This is a genomic window from Catenovulum agarivorans DS-2 (genome assembly GCF_000568405.1).
GTDB classification, from domain to species: domain Bacteria; phylum Pseudomonadota; class Gammaproteobacteria; order Enterobacterales; family Alteromonadaceae; genus Catenovulum; species Catenovulum agarivorans_A.
Map to the genome: position 1 here is coordinate 1 of NZ_ARZY01000040.1, position 22,881 is coordinate 22,881.

Genomic DNA, 22,881 nt, shown 5'->3' on the forward strand with positions numbered 1-22,881 from the left:
AAGACGATAGTGTCTTGATTTCAGGCAGTGGTGCAGAAACCGGTGCGGCGATAACCATTCACATTGGCAGCTTATCGATTCAAACCGTAGCGGATAGCAGTGGTAACTGGACGATAGAAAGTAACGAGATAGATATCTCAGCGCTTAACAATGGCACATTAGTCGTTACTGTTACTCAAACTGATGATGCGGGTAATACATCATCTGCATCCATCAAAAATATAACGTTAGACAACACAGCCCCAAGTGCGCCAAGCATTACAACACCAATAGAAGGTGATGGTTTAGTTAACGCAGCAGAAGACGATAGTGTCTTGATTGAAGGTGCAGGCGCTGAAGCCAATGCAAGTGTCACTGTCAGTATTAGTGATGGTGCAAATAGCTTAAGTCAAATGATTACGGCTGATGGCAACGGTTCTTGGTCGCTATCTGGCTCAGAGTTTGATGTGAGTACCTTTAATAATGGCACTTTAACAGTTACAGCCAGCCAAACAGATTCTGCAGGCAATACATCCGTTGAGTTAAGTGAAACTGTCACCTTAGATAATGCATTGCCTAGTGTTGTTATTCATAGCTTACAGACTAATGATACAACCCCTGCGCTAAGCGGCACTGTGGATGATGTTGAAGCCACGATCTCGGTTACGCTGGATGGCCAAAGTTACGATGCCGTCAATAACGCAGATGGTACCTGGACGCTCGCAGATGATTTAGTCTCGACCTTGTCTGACGGTACATATGATGTTGAAGTCAGTGCTACTGATACTTTTGGTAATGTGGCAACCGATTCGACAACTGCTGAGTTAGAAATTGATGCAACTAAACCTTCGGGCTTTAGCGTTGATATTGAGCAGTCACTGATTGATGCGTCCAATGATACAGCAATGAGTTTTGTATTTGCTAACGCCGAGGTGGGTACAAGTTACCAAGCGAGCGTGAGTGATGGTACAAACACAGTCAGTGTATCTGGCTCGGTTGAAGCGGTGGATGCACAAGTAACATCCATAGATGTTTCTGGATTGGCCGAAGGCAGCTTAACCTTAAGCGTTACCCTGACAGACAGTTTTGGTAATCAAAGTGATGCGGTTACTGATACGGTTGATAAGTTATATCAAAAAGCGCCTGAAATTGTTGATGGTGCAAGTGTTGATGTCACTATGAGCGAAGACGCCAGCCCGACACCATTTGCCTTAACATTAAATGCAACCGATGCAAATGATGACGTATTAACTTGGTCAGTCGCTACTGCGGCTGCGAATGGGGCTGCTTCAGTTGAAACAACAGGTAACAGTGTTGCAGTGAATTACCAACCTAACGGTAATTTTAACGGTAATGATAGTTTTGTTGTGCAAGTAACTGATGGCATTGATAGTGCGAATATTACTGTAAATGTTGTGGTAAATGCGCAAAACGACGCACCTGTTATTTCAGGTACGCCAGCGACAACGGTTGCGGAAGATAGTTCGTATAGCTTTACACCGAATGCCACAGACATTGATAGCAGTCAGTTAACCTTTAGCATTAGCAACGCACCTGCTTGGATATCATTTGATACCAGCACAGGGGCGTTAACTGGCACACCAACCAATACACATGTTGGCACAAGCAGCAATATTGTCATTAGTGTGACTGACGGGTTAGCAACATCCAGCCTGGCAGCGTTTGACGTGACAGTGACGAATGTGAATGATGCGCCAGTTGGGCAAGATATGAATGTGACGACACTAGAAGACGCTAGTGTCACCATTGAGCCACAATTGCAAGATGATGACGCAGACTCATTGTCACTGTCGCTAGCAAGTACACCAACGCAAGGCGTTCTTAATCAATCAGGGGCAGGCTGGCACTATCAACCAAACTCAGATGCAAATGGTACAGACAGTTTCAGCTATACCGTATCAGACGGGCAAGCCTCATCAGAAGTCTATACTGTTAACATCAACATTACGCCAGTAAACGATGTGCCTGTCGCAGCGGATGATTTGATTGAGCTAGAGCGTGTTGACAGCGATGCATACACACTCGATGTGCTGGCAAATGACTTTGATGTAGATGGGGACTCGCTTATCTTAGAAGGCGCCAAAGCAAGTGTTGGTACCGTCAGTATTCAAAATGGACAACTGCAATTCCAAGCACCAGACAACTTTATTGGCAGTGCTAGGTTGAGCTACTCATTACGAGACGGCAATCAAGGACGTGCAAGCGCGGTTGCGAATGTCACCATTACAGGAGACTTAACCACAGAGCCGCCAACGATTACCGCACCGACTGATATTGAAGTGGATGCAACAGGCCTAATTACCAAAGTTGACTTAGGTGTTGCAACCGCAGTCGATTCACAAGGCAATCCACTGCCAGTATCTTTAGTTGATGGCGTCACTGTATTTGCACCAGGGCAGCATATTGTTTATTGGCAAGCAGAAGATTCACAAGGTAATTTGAGCACAGCCCAACAGCAATTAGATGTTCACCCACTCATCTCGTTAAGCAAAGACCAAGTTGTACCAGAAGGTCAATCAGTATCGGTACGAGTATTGTTAAATGGCCCATCTCCAGTGTATCCATTGGACATTCCATTTACCGTCAGTGGCAGCGCCACTGCAACGGAAGACCACACACTGACAGACGGAACAGTGACCATTACATCGGGTACACAAACCAATATCACCTTTGACGTCTTAACGGATACTGAAGTCGAAGCGGATGAAGATATTATTATTACGCTTGGTGGCGCCGACAGCTTGAACTTAGGGGCCAAACGCGCTACTCGAATTCGAATCAGTGAAGCGAATATTGCGCCAAATGTGAGCTTGGGCGTTGCGCAAAATAATGAAAACCGACTGACAGTGACAACCGATGGTGGATTGGTGCGCATCACCGCACAAGTATCCGATCCAAACCCAGCGGATACAGTAACGACCGAGTGGCAGGCTGACAATAATCTAGTCAATACCAGTGTTGATGATTTATTGTTTGAGTTTGACCCATCCGGCTTAACCGCAGGCATATACAAAGTCAGTTTTGAGGCTGTGGATACAGGATCGCTTAAAGACAGCGAAGCGGTATATATCGATGTGCGTGAATCACTGCAAGTGTTAACGGACATTGATACGGATGGCGACTTAATTCCAGACAACGAGGAAGGTTACTCTGACTCAGACGGCGATGGTATTCCAGACTTCCAGGATGCGATTTCAGACTGTAATGTCGTACCAGAGCTTGTTTCGCAGCAAGATGGCTTCTTAGTGGAAGGTGATCCGGGCGTATGTTTACGCCGAGGCACAATATCCGCGGTGGGTGAGTCTGGTGGCCTGTTGGTCTCGAACGACGAAGCTGCAAGTTTAGGCGTTGATGAACAAGCACAAGTGATAGATGGCCTAGTCGACTTTATCGCATATGGTTTACCACAAGCCGGTCAAACCTATCAGTTAGTTGTGCCACAACGTAGCCCAATCCCACAAAATGCGATTTATCGTAAATATAGTGAAAGTCGCAATGAATGGTTTACCTTTGTACATGAAGAAGATGGTGATAATAAGCTATACAGTACCGAAGGTGAGCCAGGAATTTGTCCACCGCCGGGTGATGATAGTTGGGTGGAAGGATTAAATGCAGGGCATTGGTGTGTGCAGTTGGTTATTAAAGATGGAGGCATCTATGATGACGATGGTGAAGCCAATGGTGCGATAGTCGATCCAGGTGGGGTTGCTATTGAACTAAATGGCAATCAAATTCCGGTTGCGGTAGATGACAGTGCAGAATTGCGTTGGAACACCAGTATGTCAATTGATGTACTGTCGAACGACACAGATGCAGATAATGATGTGCTGCGTGTGACCAGCGCGACAGCAAACTTTGGTCAGATAACGGAGATGTCAGGCAATCGCCTGACCTATCAACCAAATGCAAATTACGCCGGACCAGACACAATTACATATGCGATAACGGATGACCAAGGTGGTACCGCCTCTGCGAAAGTGGCAGTGACGGTGTTGCCAAACAGAGCGCCAATAGCAAATGCAGACACAGCATCAACCACCCACAAACAGAGTGTTGTGATTGATGCGTTGGCAAATGATAGTGACCCAGATGGAGATCAAATTAACTTAGTCAGTGCTGATGCTAACAACCAAGGTTTAGCAGAAATCATCAATGGACAAATTGTTTACACCCCGAATATAGGTTTATCGGGCCAAGTAACCATTTCATATCAAATTGAAGACATCTATAACTTGGTTGCCAGCAATACTGTTACAGTCGATGTCTCTGGAAATGATGCGCCGGTTGCGGTAGACGATAGTTTATCAATTGAAGGTAACGAATCATTTATCGACCTCTCTGTTTTAGACAATGACACTGACAGCAATGCAGATTCATTATCTATCGAGTCGGTTAGCGCCACCTATGGTAGTGTGAGCGTCATCAATAACAGAGTTATTCGCTACGTACCACAAGCTGGTTACACAGGTATTGATACAGTCACCTATCGTATCAATGACGGTTACGGAGGTACGGATACAGCCAGTGTGACGGTTAATATTGCAGGACCAGAAGTGATTACGGTGACCAATAAATCGTCAGGTGGCAGTACATCTGGCTGGGCATTATTGAGTTTAATGTTGATGGGCTTGCGCCGCACATTGTTCAGAGAAAAAGGTAATAAATAATGAAATTTGCATTTAAAGGTTTAAGTGTATTGTTGTTGGCGGCTTCTCCATTGTGCGCGCAGCCGCTCAGCACATCTATTGGCATTGGCCATGCGAGCACTGATTTGCAGGCAGACCACGCAGATATCGTTGCGCAAGATACATCATCGACAAGCTGGCAAGTGGGGTTACACTATCAATTTGATGTGTTGCGAGTTGATTTTAATTATATTGATTTGGGGGAAGGGCAGGTTAAATTAGCCTCGGCTACTTTCACCCCAGATGAATACCATCAGGCGGTGAGCTCTGTATCGCCTGTTTTATCCTCGGGTTATGGTTTAGGGGTAGCAGTGCCGATAAAGAGCGCTTCGAAATGGCAATTGAATGCTCAAATGGGTATGTTCATCTGGGATAATGAAATTGTTAGTGTGCATTCACAAGGTGGGCGTTTAACATCGACAGAGCATGGCTCAGATGGTTATATTGGAGCTGATTTTAGCTACCAGCTGATGGAAAACATATCGGTTGGTGTCGAGTACAGGCTCTATACTTTATCAGAATCAATTAACAACTTGACGCTGCAGGCCAAATATCATTTTTGATGTTTTAGTGAAAGATAGTAGGCGCGATTACAAAACCAATCGTGCCTACTCAATTTATTTATAAACCTGCCGCAGCTTGTAAAGCTTCAGCTTTGTCGGTTTTTTCCCATGGGAATTCGTCTCGGCCAAAGTGACCATATGCAGCTGTTGCTTGGTATATAGGGCGTTCCAAATCTAGCATTTTGATTAAGCCATAAGGGCGTAAATCAAAAAGTTCTCGCACTAAAGCCACCAATTTATCTTCAGCTATTTTGCCAGTACCAAAGGTATCAATACTGATAGAAGTCGGCTCTGCAACACCAATCGCGTATGAAACTTGAATTTCACAACGCTCAGCTAAACCTGCTGCAACTATATTTTTTGCAACATAACGGCCAGCATAAGCGGCACTGCGGTCTACTTTTGATGGATCTTTACCTGAAAAAGCTCCACCACCATGACGGGCCATACCACCATAGGTGTCAACAATAATCTTACGACCCGTTAAACCACAGTCGCCCATTGGCCCACCTATTACAAATCGGCCTGTTGGGTTAATGAAAAATTTAGTATTGGTTGATAACCATTCAGCAGGTAATACTGGCTTAATGATTTCTTCCATTACAGCTTCACGCAAATCTTCAGTTGAAACACTGTCACAATGTTGAGTTGATAAAACAACTGCGTCAATCGCAACAGGTTTGCCATTTTCGTAAGCAAAAGTCACTTGGCTTTTTGCGTCAGGACGTAACCATGGCAAGGTCCCATTTTTGCGTACTTCCGCTTGGCGTTTAACGAGTCTGTGAGAATAAGTGATGGGCGCAGGCATTAAAACTTCAGTTTCATTGCTTGCATAACCAAACATTAAACCTTGGTCACCAGCACCTTGGTCTTCTGGGCGAGCTCGGTCTACACCTTGGTTAATATCAGGTGATTGTTTACCTATGGTATTTAAAATGGCACAAGAATCAGCATCAAAGCCCATATCTGAATGGGTATAACCGATTTCGCGTACGGTTTTTCGGGTCAACTCTTCAATATCAACCCAAGCGCTAGTTGTAACTTCACCACCAACCATGACCATGCCGGTTTTTACGTAGGTTTCGCATGCTACGCGAGCTTGTGGGTCTTGAGCCAAAATAGCGTCTAATACCGCATCAGAGATCTGATCGGCAATTTTATCTGGATGACCTTCTGATACTGATTCAGAGGTAAATACATGTCTGGCCATTTTAAGAATCCTAGTCAAAATTTTATTCGCGTGGCTTGAAAGCTGCAGCCTGACGAACAGTGTAAATAGATAAGACAATTCTAATGGTTAATCGATAATTTGCAAGTCTTTACGTCTAGACGTCTAAACTTCCAAATGTTTATTTCATTTTTCGCATGCTAATTATGAATTTTTATATAGTAATACTTATTCTTTTCTACTGGTGTTCTATGCTAGAATATGCGCGATTTTTGCTAGGAATATTCGCGAATATGTCATATTTGTGAATTATTATGCTGGCTATAAGTGATAAATATTTGCACTTAAATTCGGCCTAAGAGAAAATACCGGCCGGTTTTAGTCTGCCAACCTTACAGGTATAAGCGCACATGGGTTGGTACACAGTTTATTATATACTCACATAAATACAGGTTATCTTAAGGAGTTAAAATGGCTTCACGCAAAGAACTTGCTAATGCTATCCGCGTACTAAGTATGGATGCGGTGCAAAAAGCAAAATCAGGTCACCCAGGTGCCCCTATGGGTATGGCTGACATCGCTCAAGTTTTATGGTGCGATTTCTTAAACCATAACCCACAAAACACTCAATGGTCTGATCGTGACCGTTTCATCTTGTCTAACGGCCATGGTTCAATGCTTATTTATTCATTGTTGCATTTATCTGGTTACGATTTACCAATGGATGAATTGAAGCAATTCCGTCAATTACATTCTAAAACTCCTGGTCACCCAGAGTACGGTTACACAGACGGCGTTGAAACAACTACAGGTCCTTTAGGTGCCGGTATCTCTAACGCTGTGGGTTTTGCTATTGCTGAAAAAACTTTAGCAGGTCAATTCAACCGTGAAGGCCATGAAATTGTTGACCATTACACATACTGTTTCTTAGGCGACGGTTGTTTAATGGAAGGTATCTCTCACGAAGCATGTTCTTTAGCGGGTACTTTAGGTTTAGGTAAATTAATTGCATTTTGGGATGACAACGGTATTTCTATCGACGGTCACGTTGAAGGTTGGTTTACTGATGATACGCCTAAGCGTTTCGAATCTTACGGCTGGCACGTAATTGCTGATGTTGATGGTCACGATCCAGAAGCAATCGCTAAAGCAATTGAAGAAGCTAAGTCTGTAACTGACAAGCCTACAATGATTTGTTGTAAAACTATCATTGGTTTAGGCTCTCCTAACAAATGTGGTAGCCACGACTGTCACGGTGCACCTTTAGGTGATGAAGAAATCGCAGCTGCACGTGAATTCTTACAGTGGCCACACGCGCCATTCGAAATTCCTTCAGACGTATACGCTGGTTGGGATCAAAAAGAAGCGGGTGCTGCAAAAGAAGCTGCTTGGAATGCCAAATTTGAAGCTTACAAAGCTGCATACCCAGAATTGGCTGCAGAGTATGAGCGTCGTGTAATTAAAGGTGAATTACCAGCTGAATTCGCAGCAAAAGCGGAAGCTTTCATCGCTGAAACTCAAGCTAAAGGCGAAAAAATTGCGTCTCGTAAAGCGTCACAAAATACCATTGAAGCATTCGGTAAAATCTTACCAGAATTGTTAGGTGGTTCTGCTGACTTAGCTGGCTCTAACTTAACTTTATGGTCTGGCTCTAAAGGCATTCAAGACGACGCTGCTGGTAACTACATCCACTACGGTGTACGTGAATTCGGTATGTCAGGTATCATGAATGGTATTTCATTGCACGGTGGTTTCATCAACTACGGCGCAACTTTCATGATGTTTATGGAATATGCACGTAACGCAGTTCGTATGTCAGCATTAATGGGCATCCAAAATATATTTGTCTATACTCATGATTCAATCGGTCAAGGTGAAGACGGTCCAACTCACCAACCAGTTGAGCAATTAGCAAACTTACGTATGACACCAAACATGTCAACATGGCGTCCTGCTGATGCTACTGAAGCAGCTGCAGCGTGGAAAGTAGCTGTTGAGCGTCAAAAAGCCCCAACTTCATTGGTATTCAGCCGTCAAGGCTTGGCAGCTCAAGCACGTACTGCAGAGCAAGTTGCAAACATCCAAAAAGGTGGTTATGTCTTAGTTGATACTGACGGTACACCTGATGTTATTTTAATTGCGACTGGTTCAGAAGTTGAATTAGCAGTAAATTCTGCAGCGGCATTAGCTGAAGAAGGCATCAAAGCACGTGTTGTTTCTATGCCATCTACAGATACATTTGATGCTCAATCTGCTGAATACAAAGAGTCTGTATTACCAGCTGCAGTTACTAAACGTGTTGCAATTGAAGCAGCACATGCTGACTATTGGTACAAATATGTTGGCTTCAACGGTGGTTTTGTTTGTATGACTACATTTGGTGAATCTGCACCAGGTGGTGACTTGTTCAAACACTTTGGCTTCACTGTTGAAAATGTTGTAGCGACAGTTAAAAAATTAGGCTAATTTAGTCACTTAAATTATAAAAAGGCAGACTTGATCTGCCTTTTTTGCGCTTTGGAGAGTCTAGCTATTATTCGCATTGCTATTAACGGATTTGGACGTGTCGGCCGGAGTGTTGTTCGTGCTATCTTTGAATATGGTTTAGAAGACCAGTTTAAAGTTGTTGCAATAAACGAGCTAGCAACACCCGAGGCTTTGCTGCACCTTCTGAAATATGATACTTCTCACGGCCGCTTCCAAGCTGATGTTTCTATTCAAAACAACCGTTTAAAAATAAACGAGCACTGGGTTCATTTGCTACAGGAAGCAAACACTGCACATTTGCCATGGGATAATTTGGGGGTAGATGTTGTGTTTGAATGTACGGGTAAAATTGGTTCATTCGAAGAATCATTTGTTCACGTACGCCAAGGCGCCAAAAAGGTGCTGTTGTCGCATCCAGGTGACTCGAGTGTTGAAGCCACAGTTGTGTATGGAGTTAATCAGGACATATTATCCAAGCGACACAGAGTTGTATCAGCCGCTTCTTGTACTACGAATGCTTGTGTGCCAGTAATTACCTGTCTAGATGAAGCTTTTAGTATTGAGAGTGGCTCAGTAACAACCATTCACTCAGCAATGAATGATCAATCAGTAATAGATTCTTTCCACCCAGATTTACGTCGAGCGCGAGCAGCCGGCGAATCGATAATTCCAGTCGATACGCGACTCGCAGCTGGAATTGAACGAATTTTACCTAAGTTTCAGCGTCGTTTTGAAGCTATTTCAGTACGGGTACCTACGGTAAACGTGACCGCGCTTGTCATGAGTGTGACTGTTGAAAAGTCGGTTAGAATTCGTGATGTAAATGAAGTGATTAAACAAGCGGCACAGGGTAAACTTAAGGGGATTTTAGACTACACGGAAGCCCCTCTTGTGTCGATAGACTTTAATCACGATCCGCATTCGTGCATACTCGATGGTACGCAAACACGAGTGAGTCACAACAAACTAGTTAAGGTTTTAATCTGGTGTGACAACGAGTGGGGTTATGCAAATAGAATGTTAGATACCTGCCGCGCCATGTTTGCTGCGGAATAACCACATACATAATTAATTGGAGACACGATTATGTCAGTAATTAAAATGACTGATCTAGATTTACAAGGTAAACGCGTATTAATTCGAGAAGATTTAAACGTGCCTTTAGATGACGACGGCAATATTACGTCTACTGTGCGTTTAGATGCTGCTATTCCAACAATCCAGCAAGCTTTAGATAAAGGTGCAGCTGTATTAGTAATGTCTCACTTAGGCCGTCCAACTGAAGGTCAATTCGAAGAAAAGTATTCATTGGCACCAGCGGTAAAGTACTTAGCCGAAAAATTATCTGCGCCAGTATCTTTAGCAAAAGATTACTTAGACGGTGTAGAAGCTAAAGCAGGTGAATTAGTTGTTTTAGAAAACGTACGTTTCAACGTAGGTGAAAAAGCAGATGATGAAGCATTAGCGAAAAAATTAGCTGCTTTATGTGATGTTTTTGTAATGGATGCATTCGGTACTGCACACAGAGCACAAGCTTCTACGCATGGTGTTGCTAAATTTGCACCCGTTGCTGCAGCTGGCCCATTATTAGTAAACGAGTTAGACGCTTTAGGCAAAGCATTAGGTAACCCAGAGCGCCCATTGGTTGCAATTGTTGGTGGTTCTAAAGTTTCTTCTAAATTAGCTGTGTTAGATGCATTCTCTAAAATTGTTGACGTGTTAGTTGTTGGCGGCGGTATTTCTAATACTTTCGTAGCATCAGCTGGTAATGAAGTTGGTAATTCTTTATACGAAGAAGATTTAATCCCAGAAGCTAAACGTTTACGTGATACAACCGAAGTTATTTTTGCAACTGACGTGCGTACAACCAAAGAAGGCTTTAGTGAATGGAACCACAACTCTGTAACTGAAGTTAAACAAGCGAACGAAATTCAAGCTGACGAAGAAATTATCGACTATGGTCCTGACTCAGCTGCACGTGCTGCTGAAATCATCAAATCAGCTAAAACCATCATTTGGAACGGTCCTTGTGGTGTTTTTGAGTTTGATGCTTTCTCGAAAGGTACTGAAGTTGTTGCTCGTGCAATTGCTGAATCTGAAGCCTTCTCTATCGCGGGCGGCGGTGACACTTTAGCTGCTATCGACAAGTGGAACCTTGCAGACAAAGTTTCTTATGTTTCAACCGGTGGCGGTGCTTTCCTTGAGTTTGTTGAAGGAAAAGAATTGCCAGCTGTTAAAGTATTAGAAGAAAGAGCTAAAGCTTAATATTTAGCTTAACTTTGCTTTTATCCAAGCCCCAGCTAGCTGGGGTTTGTTGTTTTTGGGGAAGTATTAGAGGGATGCCATGGAACCATTTAAAAACGTATTTAATGTAGGTCTTATTGAGCACATCGCTACGCAAATTGAGTTGCATGACAATAAATTCAACAAATCTCAATTTATTGAATTGGCTGGCAAGGACCTTGAGCATCTTGAACTAAAGCAGCGCAGTCAACAAATCTATCAAGCGCTACAACAAAACCTTCCTTCTGACTATCGGCAAGCATGTGAGGTTTTATTAAAAACGCTCGCGCCAGTAGATGAAAGCTCAGAACAAATACATTTTGACAATGATGCGCAAGGCATCCGCGGTTGGGCAATTATGCCTATGGCCGATTTTGTTGCATTGAATGGCTTGGACGATATTGAGTTTGCCTTGTCGATTTTAAAACAAATGACTAAACGTTTTTCTGCCGAGTTTGCCATACGTTATTTAATAGAAAAAAATCCAGAGTTGGTCATTGCCACGTTACAAACTTGGCTAACGGATAAAAATCCACATGTGCGTCGCTTAATTTCGGAAGGTACAAGGCCAAGATTACCTTGGGGTATACGTTTGGGCTGTTTTATTGAAAAGCCGCAGATGACTATTGCGCTGTTAGAAAAACTTAAAGATGACGATAGTGAGTATGTTCGTCGTTCAGTCGCCAATCATTTAAACGATATTAGTAAAGATCATGAATATTTGGTTGTGAATATAACCGAAAATTGGTTGGTTGACGCCGATAAAAACCGCGAGAAACTTTTAAAACATGCGTGTCGCGGATTAATTAAACAAGGTCATCAAGGCGCATTGGCTGCGTTTGGATTTACTCAGCCGCAAGTAAAAGTGATTGATGGGCAAGTATCACCAACCCAGATTGAGCTAGGTGAACAGGTCGAAATAACTATAGAGCTAATTTCAACAGCAAGTAAACCTCAGAACTTAATCCTAGATTATGCGGTACATCACCAAAAAGCAGCCGGAAAAACATCCGCCAAAGTATTTAAATGGAAGCAACTAGAGTTACAGCCAAAGCAAAGACTACAGCTTTCAAAAGTTCATAAAGTAAAAGCTGTGACAACACGTAAATATTATTCAGGCGAACACAAAATTGATATTTTATTAAATGGGCAATTGGTAGAAACGGTGAGTTTCGACCTGTTAGTAGCATAAATCTTATAAGGGCGAACTTTAAATGACTGCGTGTTGTGCAATGGAAAGTTTGAAGCTGCCACTAGGTATATAACTTATGGTGGCTTACGTATATAATCACGCCACTTTGATTTAACCTGCAAGCCAGCGCCGTGACTTTTGTATATAACCCACCTCAATCACCTTATTTACCCATTTTGTATCAAGACCAAGATATGGTGGTGTTTAACAAACCCAGTGGTTTATTGTCGGTAAAAGGCAAATTACCTGAGCATTGGGATAGTGTTGAGTTAAGAGCAACACGAGTATGGCCGAAGATTGGTGTGGTGCACAGGTTAGATATGGCGACGTCTGGTTTAATGGTATGGGCTATACACAAAGAAGCACATGGCAAGTTGGCTCGGCAGTTTCAAGATAGAGTGACCAAAAAAACTTATGTTGCACGCATTTACGGTAAAGTAGCAGCTGAGCAGGGTCTTATTGAGTTACCACTTATTTGTGACTGGCCGAACCGACCTAAACAAATGGTAGAATTTAATCGTGGCAAACCGTCAACGACTTATTGGCAAGTAGAAAGTTACGAAGATAATGCAACTAGAGTTAAACTTTTTCCGATAACAGGGCGCTCGCATCAACTGAGAGTACATATGTTAAAGTTGGGTCACCCCATTTTGGGAGATAGGTTATATGCCCATGAAAATGCATTGGCGATGGCTAGCAGGTTGCAATTGCATGCTGAAACTTTGTCTTTGTACCATCCGATAACAGGTGAACCTATGAACTTCACCGCCCCTTGTCCGTTTTAATATGATAGGTATTGGCAACCCCCAAGCAAATATTCACTTATGCTTACAGCACAGACCGCCTGTTGAGCCTTACCCAACTTTGCAAAGTGTGCATTATTTGCAAGCGGGCGAGTTGACAGAACTGGTCAGTCAATGTTCGAACAATTGGCGCAAAGTATTTAACTGTTATGCTAAGTTGTTGTTTGAACTAGATGCGCTAGGATTTGCCAGATGGCAAGATTATCGAGATGATCATTTGTTGCAGCTCGGATGTCAGCATTCTGTATTGTTCGCACCAGCGCCGCTGGTATTTAACCCAGATCCGGATTGTGTTTATATTATTGCTGGTAAAACTTATGCGGCCACTTTAGCCTTGCCTGAACTCGAATGGTTGTCGCCATCTTTTGCTATTAATCACACATACAAAATTATCGTATCACCGTATTTTGATTATCGGCAGTTAACCAATGAAAAAACACTGCAGTTAGCGGGATTGATTCGGCAGCTTTGTTAGATGTGGCGAATATCACTGCACGTTGTGTGCAATATACGGGAACAACTAGCTTTCTAGTCGCAGCGCAAAGCGAGTTAAACAAGGTCAACCACCTTTCCTGCAATTTTATCGCTGGTCGTTTGGAAGTAGCAGTAACCTAGAATTTTTCTTATCACACAACAATGCCACGGCGTATTTGTTCGAGAAAGTCTGCTCGAAATGCTAACTTTCTAAAACTTCTTTATCAGGGATGATAAAGCAGAGCGTACATGGAGGTATTTACAGCGTTTTTAGAAAGTTATGCTTCGAGTGGACTTTGGTGCACAGTTTTAACAGCATGCTCTAAAGCGGTATAAAGCAATTTGCTCGCAGTAAAACTATAGTTTAGCCACTAACAGCCGATAACCTAACTAAGCAAGGTAATCATAAATCAGGTGATTTATGCGAGTTTTTACATCATTTATTATATTTGTATGTCTGTTTGCAATTGCATTGCGCAGTTATGCAGAAGAAGCGCCAACAGAAACACCAGCGGAAGTCGCGGTAGAAAGTGACGGTGGCGGAGATGCAAGCGCGGCCAATTTAACTCAAACTAGACCAGAACATATATTGCCACCTTCTGAGTACCAAGTTGCATCTGCTGATTTACTCAGATATGCACCAGAAACAGAAATTAGGTCACTCATGGCAGGCGACAGCCAGTTTACCGCTTTAATTAGTGAACAAGATGGCAGCGTTATTCGTGGCAGTGCATTATTACTACCGGATATTAGTTTACACCCAAATCAGTCAGCTACTTTTTACCAACTACGCTATGCGCTAAACCAATATGGTTGGATTAGCGTTGCCGGCATAATGCCAGAAATCATGCATCAGCAGCTGAAAGATGAGCAGCAGCTTAAACAGTTGATTGAACGCCCACATAATACCCTTGATGTTGTTGTCGAAGATACACAAAAACAATATATCAACCAATTGCAGCTGGTTATGTCAAGCATGTTGGAAGAGGCGTCTGCATACCCAGGACTCATAATGTTGGTCGCGCAAGGGGCAACGGCTGGATGGCTAGTTGAGGGCTTGGCGTCGGAGCAACTGGAAATGCCTGATGTATTGGTACTCATTTCGCCATATCTGCCTGATAGACAATTGAATCAAAAACTGCCTGCAAAAATTGCACAACTCCCAGTACCCATTTTAGATGTGTGGTCAGAGCGTGATAATCCATGGGCTAAAGCAACAGTCATTGCACGGAAAAAAGCGAGTAAACGCTATTTAACTATGCACTATCGGCAACGTGAATTATTTGGATTTAGAGGGTTAGAATCTACAGATGCAAGGCTAGGCAAAGAAATTTATGGCTATGTAACTTATTTAGGTTGGTAGCCATCTATCGATAATTAAAACCGTTAATTAAAACAAAAAAGGAAGCGAATGCTTCCTTTTTAATAATTGAAATAATACTTGGTAGATTTAGTCGCTACCAAACAAGTCTCGGGTATAGACTTTATCCGCAACATCTTGCAATGAATCCGCCATGCGGTTAGTTAAGATAACATCCGATTCTTGTTTAAACTCATTTAAGTCTTTAATGACTTTAGAGTTAAAGAAGGTATCTTCTTCTAACACTGGTTCGTAAATAACAACTTCAATGCCTTTTGCTTTAATCCGCTTCATAATGCCTTGGATAGACGATGCGCGGAAGTTGTCAGAGCCTGATTTCATTATTAATCGATAAACACCAACTTTTTTCGGACCACGGGCAATTATAGAGTCCGCGACAAAATCTTTACGTGTGGTGTTTGCATCAACAATTGCACGGATCAGGTTATTCGGTACGTCTTGGTAGTTAGCCAATAACTGTTTAGTGTCTTTTGGTAAGCAGTAGCCACCATAACCAAACGATGGGTTGTTGTAGTGGTTGCCAATACGCGGGTCTAAACCCACACCCTCAATAATTTGGCGGCTATTTAAACCGTGGCGCTCTGCATAAGTGTCTAACTCGTTGAAGTAAGCCACACGCATGGCAAGGTAAGTATTTGAAAATAACTTAATTGCTTCTGCTTCAGTTGAATCGGTAAATAATACATCTACATCTTCTTTAATTGCACCTTGCACCAATAAATCGGCAAATACCTTTGCTCGCTCAGATTGTTCACCAACGATGACACGTGATGGATAAAGGTTATCGTATAAAGCTTTACCTTCACGTAAAAATTCGGGTGAGAACATAAGGTTGTCACAACCTAATTCTTGTTTGATCTCAGCTGTGTAACCCACAGGAACGGTCGATTTAATCACCATAACCGCGTCTGGATTAATGGCCATGACATCTTTAATCACTGCTTCAACTGAGCGAGTGTTAAAGTAGTTGGTTTCAGGGTCGTAATCTGTTGGTGTCGCGATAACGACATAGCTTGCGCCTTCGTAAGCTTCTTTTTTGTCGAGTGTTGCACGAAAGTTGAGTGGCTTTTCAGCTAGGTATTTTTGAATATACTCATCTTCGATAGGTGACTTTTTATCATTTAATAAAGCCACTTTTTCTTCAACAATATCTAAAGCAACAACTTCATTGTGCTGTGCCAATAACACTGCATTTGAGATACCAACGTAACCAGTACCTGCTACGGCTATTTTCATTCTATACTCCTAACGATAGGGCAATATGCCTATTTTCTTATTCCTATTGACGTACTATTTTAAGTATTTCATCAGTTTTTTGCTGCATCAATGTGACATCCGCACGAGACTCTACATTCAAGCGTAATACAGGCTCGGTGTTAGACACACGAATATTTAAACGCCAGTCAGTAAATGCCATTGTTAAACCATCTGTATAGTCTATTTCAATAGCATCTGCTTGGTATGTGCTTTTTACTCGCTCTATTGCAGCTTTTGGATCATCCAGTTTACTGTTGATTTCGCCTGAAGATGGATAAGCTGCTATGCGTTCTTTCACCATTGATGATAAGGTTTGGTTTTTTACTGACAATAGCTCAGCAACTAATAACCAAGGGATCATTCCGCTGTCGCAGTATGCAAAATCTTTAAAATAATGGTGGGCGCTCATTTCACCGCCATAAATAGCGTCTTCTTTGCGCATTCGCTCTTTAATAAAAGCATGGCCTGTTTTACACATAATTGGTTGACCGCCCGCTTGATTAACTATATCAACAGTGTTCCAAGCCAACCTTGGGTCATGGATGATCTTAGCCCCCGGGTTTTTCTGTAAAAAGGCTTCAGCCAACAGGCCGACAATATAATAGCCTTCAATAAACTCACCGTTTTCATCAAATAAAAAGCAGCGGTCAAAATCTCCATCCCATGCGATACCCATATCTGCATTGTGCGCTTTTACTGCATTTGCTGTATCGGCTCTGTTTTCAGGCAATAATGGGTTGGGAATACCATTTGGAAAGGTTGCATCAGGTTGATGGTGAACTTTGATGAAATCGATAGGAACGTGTTTGTTATTAAATACCTGTTCAAGTTTATCAATTACATGGCCTGCAGCGCCATTGCCTGAATTGACGACCAGCTTTAATGGTTTGATGTTAGCAATATCAATGTAGCCTAATAAATGCTCGACATAATCGTCTAAAATATTTATTTTATTAATAGCGCCTTTATTGCTGACCTCAGGGAACTTGTTTGCTTCCGCCATAGCTTGAATATCAAACAAGCCAGTGTCACCGCTTATAGGTTGCGAACCTCCTTTAACCAGTTTCATCCCGTTATAGTCAATTGGGTTGTGGCTTGCGGTTACTTCTATAGCACCATCTAAATTAAGGTGAAAAGTGGCAAAATAAATTTCTTCTGTGCCAACCATACCTATGTCTAGTACATCCACGCCTGCATCGGTTAGGCCCTTAGCAACTGCGTTTTTTAAGCTTTCACTCGTTTCACGCACATCACCGCCAACCGCAACTTGTTTAGGCTTTAATATCTCACCGTAAGCACGACCAATGCGGTACGCAATATCTTCATCAAGCTGCTCACCTAATTTTCCACGAATATCATACGCTTTAAAACAGGTTAATTTGTCTGTAGGCATAGTCTTTCCTTTGAGTTATACACGACCATACCTATCTTCAAAACGCACAATGTCGTCTTCGCCTAAATATGAACCTGACTGAACTTCAATCAGTTCTAGTGGTACTTTTCCTGGGTTTTCTAATGCATGAATAACCCCAACTGGAATATAGGTTGACTGATTCTCAGTGAGTAAAATTTCTTTGTCACCATTGGTTACTTTTGCTGTACCTGAAACAACAATCCAGTGTTCAGCTCTGTGGTGGTGCATCTGTACAGACAGTTTTGCGCCAGGTTTCACAGTGATGCGTTTAACTTGATAACGCGCACCGTTATCAATTGAATCGTATTTACCCCAAGGACGATACACTTCACGGTGGAACTTGAATTCGCTTCGGCCTTCGGCTTTAAGTTGATTAACGATATTTTTAACGTCTTGTACTTTATCTTTTGCTGCCACCATCACTGCATCTTTGGTATCAACTATCACTAAGTCTTCAACACCTACGGTTGCAACCATACGGCCTTCAACTGAACCATAGACTAAACAGTTTTTGGTATTTTCACCAATAAAGTCACCACGTACCGCATTGCCATTGTCATCTTTGTTATTGACTTCCCATAACGCAGACCAAGAGCCCACATCATTCCAGCCAGCGTCTAATGGTACAACAACAGCTGCATCGGTTTTTTCCATTACCGCATAATCAATCGAATCATCCGGGCATGCTTCAAATGCAGCTTTATCGACACGGACAAAGTCTAAGTCGCTAGCAGTGTTACCTATAGCTGTTTTACACGCGGCTAAAATTTCAGGTTGGAATTTGTTTAGTTCGGCAAGGTAGCGGCTGGCTTTAAACATAAACATGCCACTGTTCCAATAATATTCACCGCTATTTAAGTATTCTGTTGCAGTGGCTAAATCAGGTTTTTCAACAAAGCTATCTACTTTATAAGCCGTTTCAACTTCAGAGCCACGTTTGATATACCCATAACCGGTTTCTGCATGAGTTGGCACAATTCCAAAAGTCACCATTTTGTCTTCAGCTGCTAGTGCTTGTGCTTTTTCAATGGCTTGAATAAATGCTTGGTTGTTTTGAATAACATGGTCAGCGGCTAGCACTAACATAATTGGGTCTTCACCATTGGCGGTTGCTTGCAATGCGGCTAAAGCGATTGCAGGTGCAGTGTTTCGACCAACCGGCTCTAGAATGACGGGCGCTTTTAAAGCATCAATTGCTCTAAGTTGTTCAGCAACCATAAAACGGTTGTCTTCATTGCATATTACCAGTGGTGCTAAATGCTCACTGCCTTTTATACGTAAAACCGTTTCTTGCAGCATTGAGTTTTCACTTGCAAGCGGTAAGTATTGCTTAGGGTAAGCAGAGCGCGAAAGGGGCCATAAACGCGAGCCTGAGCCGCCCGCCATAATTACTGGTAAAAACATAACAATGTGTCCTTGAATGTATCAAATTCTTTTTCTTTGTATTGCATTAAATGCTATCACGGAAACTTGTTTGCCGTAACCTCGAAAATATGACATTTTTCCCGACTTTCGACATTAATCTGGCAAAAATTGTAAACAAGTGACAGGTAAGACCTCGGTATTATAAATTATAAAAATTGTGCACATTAATTTACACTGACTTTTGCATCTGTTATCGTATCGCGCATTAAATTGGTATTACCAATTATCCTGTGCACGGACAAACATGAATTACCAGAAAATACGTCAACCAAAATTGGCTGATGCCATCTTACAACAACTTGAGACTATGATTCTCGAGGGCAGTTTATTGCCTGGGCAAAAGTTACCGCCTGAACGTGAGTTGGCGAAACAGTTTGATGTGTCTAGACCGTCACTACGTGAAGCTATTCAAAAATTAGAAGCAAAAGGGTTAGTTTATCGCCGTCAAGGTGGTGGCACTTATGTTCATAATAAATTGCAAGATGCTTTAGTCGATCCCTTATTTGAATTAATCTCTGCTAACCCTGAAACTCAATTTGATTTGTTAGAATTTCGTCATGCTTTAGAGGGTATTTCGGCTTACTATGCAGCGCTTCGAGGCACAGAAGCTGATTTCAATCAAATTAAAACGGTTTACGAGTTGACGAAGACGCAAGCGCAATCCACAATTTCTGACCAAGTTGATACTTTGTATCAATTTTATTTAGCAATTGCGGAAGCGTCACACAATTTGGTGATTGTGCATTTGATACAGGGTATGGCAGCACTGATTCAAAAGAACATTACCCAAAATTTAGAAGTTTTATCTGCAAAACCAGAAATATTGCCGAGTCTGGATAAGCATAGAGATTCACTGATGGCTGCAATTCTAGCACGTGACCCAGAGTCAGCGCGCCTAGCATCGCATCATCATTTGTCTTTTATTGAAGAGTCGTTGCTTCAATTAGGGCAAGAAGAAAACCGATTGCAACGCGCAATGCGACGTGTGCAAAAAGAACTAAAACACTAGCTGGCTAAGGTATAAACCAAGGGGTTTATCAAAGTTAAGCCTAACGATAAAGGAAAATGATATGTCTGACGTCCTTAATCATGATGTTGATCCGCTTGAAACGGGCGAGTGGTTAGACGCACTGGAGTCTGTACTTAAAGAAGAAGGTCCAGAGCGTGCTCATTACTTGATTGATCAATTAATTGAGACTTCTCGTCGCAATGGCGCTCATTTGCCATTCAATGCGACAACTGCTTACTGCAATACAATTCCTGCTGGCCAAGAGCCTGCGATGCCAGGTGACCCTGCATTGGAAGCGCGTATTCGTGCGGTAATCCGTTGGAATGCAATGATGATGGTTGTTCGTGCATCTAAGAAAGATTTAGAATTGGGTGGTCACATTTCGTCATTCCAATCGTCTGCAATGTTGTACGATATCGGTTTTAACCATTTTTTCCGTGCTCCGAATGAAAAAGACGGCGGTGACTTAGTTTATTTCCAAGGTCATATTTCACCAGGTATTTATGCACGTTCATTTGTTGAAGGTCGTTTATCTGAAGAGCAATTAGATAACTTTCGTCAAGAAGCGTTCGCAGATGGTTTATCTTCATATCCTCACCCTAAATTGATGCCTGATTATTGGCAGTTCCCAACTGTTTCTATGGGCTTAGGTCCAATGCAAGCTATTTACATGGCTCGCTTCTTGAAATATTTAACTGACCGTGGGTTAAAAGACTGTTCAGAGCAAACTGTATACTGCTACTTAGGTGATGGTGAAATCGATGAACCAGAATCATTAGGTGCTATCGGCCTAGCGGCTCGTGAAGAATTAGACAACTTAGTATTCGTAGTTAACTGTAACTTACAGCGTCTTGATGGCCCTGTTCGTGGTAACGGTAAAATCATCCAAGAACTAGAAGGCACTTTCCGTGGTGCTGGTTGGGATGTCACTAAAGTTGTTTGGGGTCGTTATTGGGATGCATTATTGCAAAAAGACCACAATGGTTTATTACAAAAGTTAATGGATGAAACCGTTGACGGTGAGTACCAAAACTTTAAAGCGAAAGGTGGTTCTTTCACACGTGAACATTTCTTTGGCAAATACCCAGAATTAAAAGAAATGGTTGCTAACATGTCTGACGAAGACATTTGGCGTTTAAACCGTGGTGGTCACGATCCAGTTAAAGTATACGCAGCTTACGCTAAAGCAAAAGCAACCAAAGGTCGTCCAAGTGTAATCCTTGCTAAAACTGTAAAAGGTTATGGTATGGGTGAAGCGGCTGAAGGTAAAAACATTGCTCACGGTGTTAAGAAAATGGATCTTGATGCGATTCGTTATATGCGTGATCGCTTTAATGTTCCAGTTTCAGATGAAGATCTAGAAAAATTACCTTACTATCGCTTCCCAGAAAACAGCCCTGAATATAAATATATGATGGCGCGTCGTGAAGCTTTAGGTGGGGTAATGCCAGTACGTCGTGAAAACTCTTCTGTTAAATTAGAGTTACCACAGTTAGACGCATTTAAAGCAACCACTGACGGTTCAAAAGGTCGTGAAATTTCAACAACTATGGCGTTTGTACGTGTATTAACTGCCTTGTTGAAAGATAAGAAAATTGGCAAAAATATTGTGCCAATTATTCCAGATGAAGCTCGTACTTTCGGTATGGAAGGTTTATTCCGCCAAGTGGGTATTTATGCTCATGAAGGTCAAAAATATACCCCACAAGATGCAGATCAAGTTGCTTACTATCGTGAAGACAAAAAAGGTCAAGTATTACAAGAAGGTATTAATGAATTAGGTTCAATGGCTTCTTGGGTTTCTGCTGCTACTTCATACTCGCATGCAGACTTACCTATGATTCCATTCTACATCTACTACTCAATGTTTGGTTTCCAACGTGTAGGTGACTTAGTTTGGGCTGCGGGTGATTTACAAGCACGTGGTTTCTTAATTGGTGGTACTGCTGGTCGTACAACACTTAACGGTGAAGGTTTACAGCACGAAGATGGTCATTCTCATCTACATTTCGGTACTGTGCCTAACTGTATCACTTATGACCCAACCTACGGTTATGAAATTGCGGTTATCGTGCAAGACGGTATCAAACGTATGTACGGTGACAACGAAAATATTTTCTACTACATCACAGTAATGAACGAAAACTATGTACAGTTGCCTATGCCTGAAGGTGTTGAAGAGGGCATCAAAAAAGGTATGTACAAGTTAGAAACGGTTGCGCCGAAGAAAGCAAAAGCATCTGTAAGCTTATTGTCATCTGGTGTTATCTTAGAAAGAGCGCGTGCAGCAGCACAAATTCTTGCTGAAGATTATGGCATCAGCTCAGACGTTTACTCTGCAACTTCATTTAACGAATTAGCGCGTGATGGTTTAGATTGTGAGCGTTGGAACATGCTTCACCCTGAAGCAGAAGAACGTGTACCTTATGTGACTGAGTTATTGAAAGACTCACAAGGTCCAGTCATCGCTGTAACAGACTACATGAAGCAATATGCTGACCAAATTCGTGGTTTTGTGCCAACAAGCTACCGTGTATTAGGTACAGATGGTTTCGGTCGTTCAGATAGCCGTGAAAACTTACGTAAGCATTTTGAAGTTAATGAACACTACATTGTAGTTGCTTCATTGTACGAATTGGCTAAGCGTGGCGAAGTTGATAAGAAACTTGTTACTGAAGCAATCGCTAAGTTCGATATCGATGCAGATAAACTTAACCCACTTTACGCGTAATAGGGAAAA

General features: G+C 42.2%; 15 protein-coding genes. 11 read left to right on the forward strand and 4 right to left on the reverse strand.

All coding sequences use genetic code 11. From position 1 onward, the window contains the following. Together DS2_RS16255 and DS2_RS16260 are read left to right on the forward strand one after the other, a co-directional pair. Positions 1–4,667, forward strand: a 4,667-nt coding sequence (locus tag DS2_RS16255) for an Ig-like domain-containing protein (RefSeq protein WP_152537634.1), incomplete at its 5' end; no start/stop codon positions are given. Next, positions 4,667–5,248, forward strand: a complete 582-nt coding sequence (locus DS2_RS16260; RefSeq protein ID WP_035015951.1) for an outer membrane beta-barrel protein — start codon at positions 4,667–4,669, stop codon at positions 5,246–5,248. The genes DS2_RS16255 and DS2_RS16260, both read left to right, overlap by 1 nt. A gap of 58 nt (positions 5,249–5,306) precedes the next feature. Here DS2_RS16260 and metK read toward each other — a convergent pair whose 3' ends face one another. Continuing rightward, entirely contained in the window at positions 5,307–6,458 is a 1,152-nt protein-coding gene (gene metK / locus DS2_RS16265; RefSeq protein WP_035015953.1) for a methionine adenosyltransferase, read from the reverse strand. A gap of 429 nt (positions 6,459–6,887) precedes the next feature. Here metK and tkt point away from each other — a divergent pair, with 429 nt between their 5' ends. The 7 genes from tkt to DS2_RS20060 all read left to right on the forward strand — a co-directional run bounded on the left by tkt (position 6,888) and on the right by DS2_RS20060 (position 15,018). Beyond that, entirely contained in the window at positions 6,888–8,882 is a 1,995-nt protein-coding gene (gene tkt / locus DS2_RS16270; RefSeq protein ID WP_035015954.1) for a transketolase, read from the forward strand. A 51-nt stretch (positions 8,883–8,933) separates the two neighbouring features. Further along, positions 8,934–9,959 carry an erythrose-4-phosphate dehydrogenase gene (epd, locus tag DS2_RS16275; RefSeq protein WP_081754309.1) on the forward strand — a complete coding sequence of 342 codons (1,026 nt, stop codon included), beginning with the start codon at positions 8,934–8,936 and terminating at the stop codon, positions 9,957–9,959. A gap of 30 nt (positions 9,960–9,989) precedes the next feature. Beyond that, positions 9,990–11,168, forward strand: a complete 1,179-nt coding sequence (locus DS2_RS16280; protein ID WP_035015956.1) for a phosphoglycerate kinase — start codon at positions 9,990–9,992, stop codon at positions 11,166–11,168. A 79-nt stretch (positions 11,169–11,247) separates the two neighbouring features. After that, positions 11,248–12,378 carry a hypothetical protein gene (locus DS2_RS16285; RefSeq protein WP_035015957.1) on the forward strand — a complete coding sequence of 377 codons (1,131 nt, stop codon included), beginning with the start codon at positions 11,248–11,250 and terminating at the stop codon, positions 12,376–12,378. Between the two features lie 131 nt (positions 12,379–12,509). Further along, positions 12,510–13,163 carry a bifunctional tRNA pseudouridine(32) synthase/23S rRNA pseudouridine(746) synthase RluA gene (rluA, locus tag DS2_RS16290; protein ID WP_035015958.1) on the forward strand — a complete coding sequence of 218 codons (654 nt, stop codon included), beginning with the start codon at positions 12,510–12,512 and terminating at the stop codon, positions 13,161–13,163. A 1-nt stretch (position 13,164) separates the two neighbouring features. Continuing rightward, positions 13,165–13,656: a DUF6942 family protein gene (locus DS2_RS16295; protein WP_035015960.1), complete on the forward strand. Its 492-nt coding sequence runs from the start codon at positions 13,165–13,167 to the stop codon at positions 13,654–13,656. Positions 13,657–14,076: 420 nt separating this feature from the next. Next, positions 14,077–15,018, forward strand: coding sequence for a DUF3530 family protein (locus DS2_RS20060; RefSeq protein WP_051479952.1), 942 nt, complete (start codon positions 14,077–14,079; stop codon positions 15,016–15,018). An 87-nt stretch (positions 15,019–15,105) separates the two neighbouring features. Here DS2_RS20060 and DS2_RS16305 read toward each other — a convergent pair whose 3' ends face one another. Genes DS2_RS16305 through DS2_RS16315 form a run of 3 tightly spaced genes read right to left on the reverse strand, consistent with a single transcriptional unit; the run spans position 15,106 to position 19,111 of the window. Continuing rightward, on the reverse strand, positions 15,106–16,272 hold the full coding sequence (locus tag DS2_RS16305) for a nucleotide sugar dehydrogenase (RefSeq protein WP_035015961.1): 1,167 nt from the start codon (positions 16,270–16,272) through the stop codon (positions 15,106–15,108). 43 nt (positions 16,273–16,315) lie between these two features. After that, positions 16,316–17,686 (reverse strand): phosphomannomutase CpsG, encoded by a 1,371-nt coding sequence (gene cpsG / locus DS2_RS16310; RefSeq protein WP_035015962.1) that lies wholly within the window; start codon positions 17,684–17,686, stop codon positions 16,316–16,318. A 15-nt stretch (positions 17,687–17,701) separates the two neighbouring features. Next, positions 17,702–19,111, reverse strand: a complete 1,410-nt coding sequence (locus DS2_RS16315; protein WP_035015963.1) for a mannose-1-phosphate guanylyltransferase/mannose-6-phosphate isomerase — start codon at positions 19,109–19,111, stop codon at positions 17,702–17,704. A gap of 265 nt (positions 19,112–19,376) precedes the next feature. Between DS2_RS16315 and pdhR the strand changes: the two genes are divergently transcribed. Beyond that, complete coding sequence (gene pdhR, locus DS2_RS16320) at positions 19,377–20,141, forward strand: pyruvate dehydrogenase complex transcriptional repressor PdhR (RefSeq protein ID WP_035015964.1); 765 nt, start codon at positions 19,377–19,379, stop codon at positions 20,139–20,141. Positions 20,142–20,202: 61 nt separating this feature from the next. Beyond that, on the forward strand, positions 20,203–22,872 hold the full coding sequence (aceE, locus tag DS2_RS16325) for a pyruvate dehydrogenase (acetyl-transferring), homodimeric type (RefSeq protein WP_035015965.1): 2,670 nt from the start codon (positions 20,203–20,205) through the stop codon (positions 22,870–22,872). Positions 22,873–22,881 lie beyond the last annotated feature (9 nt).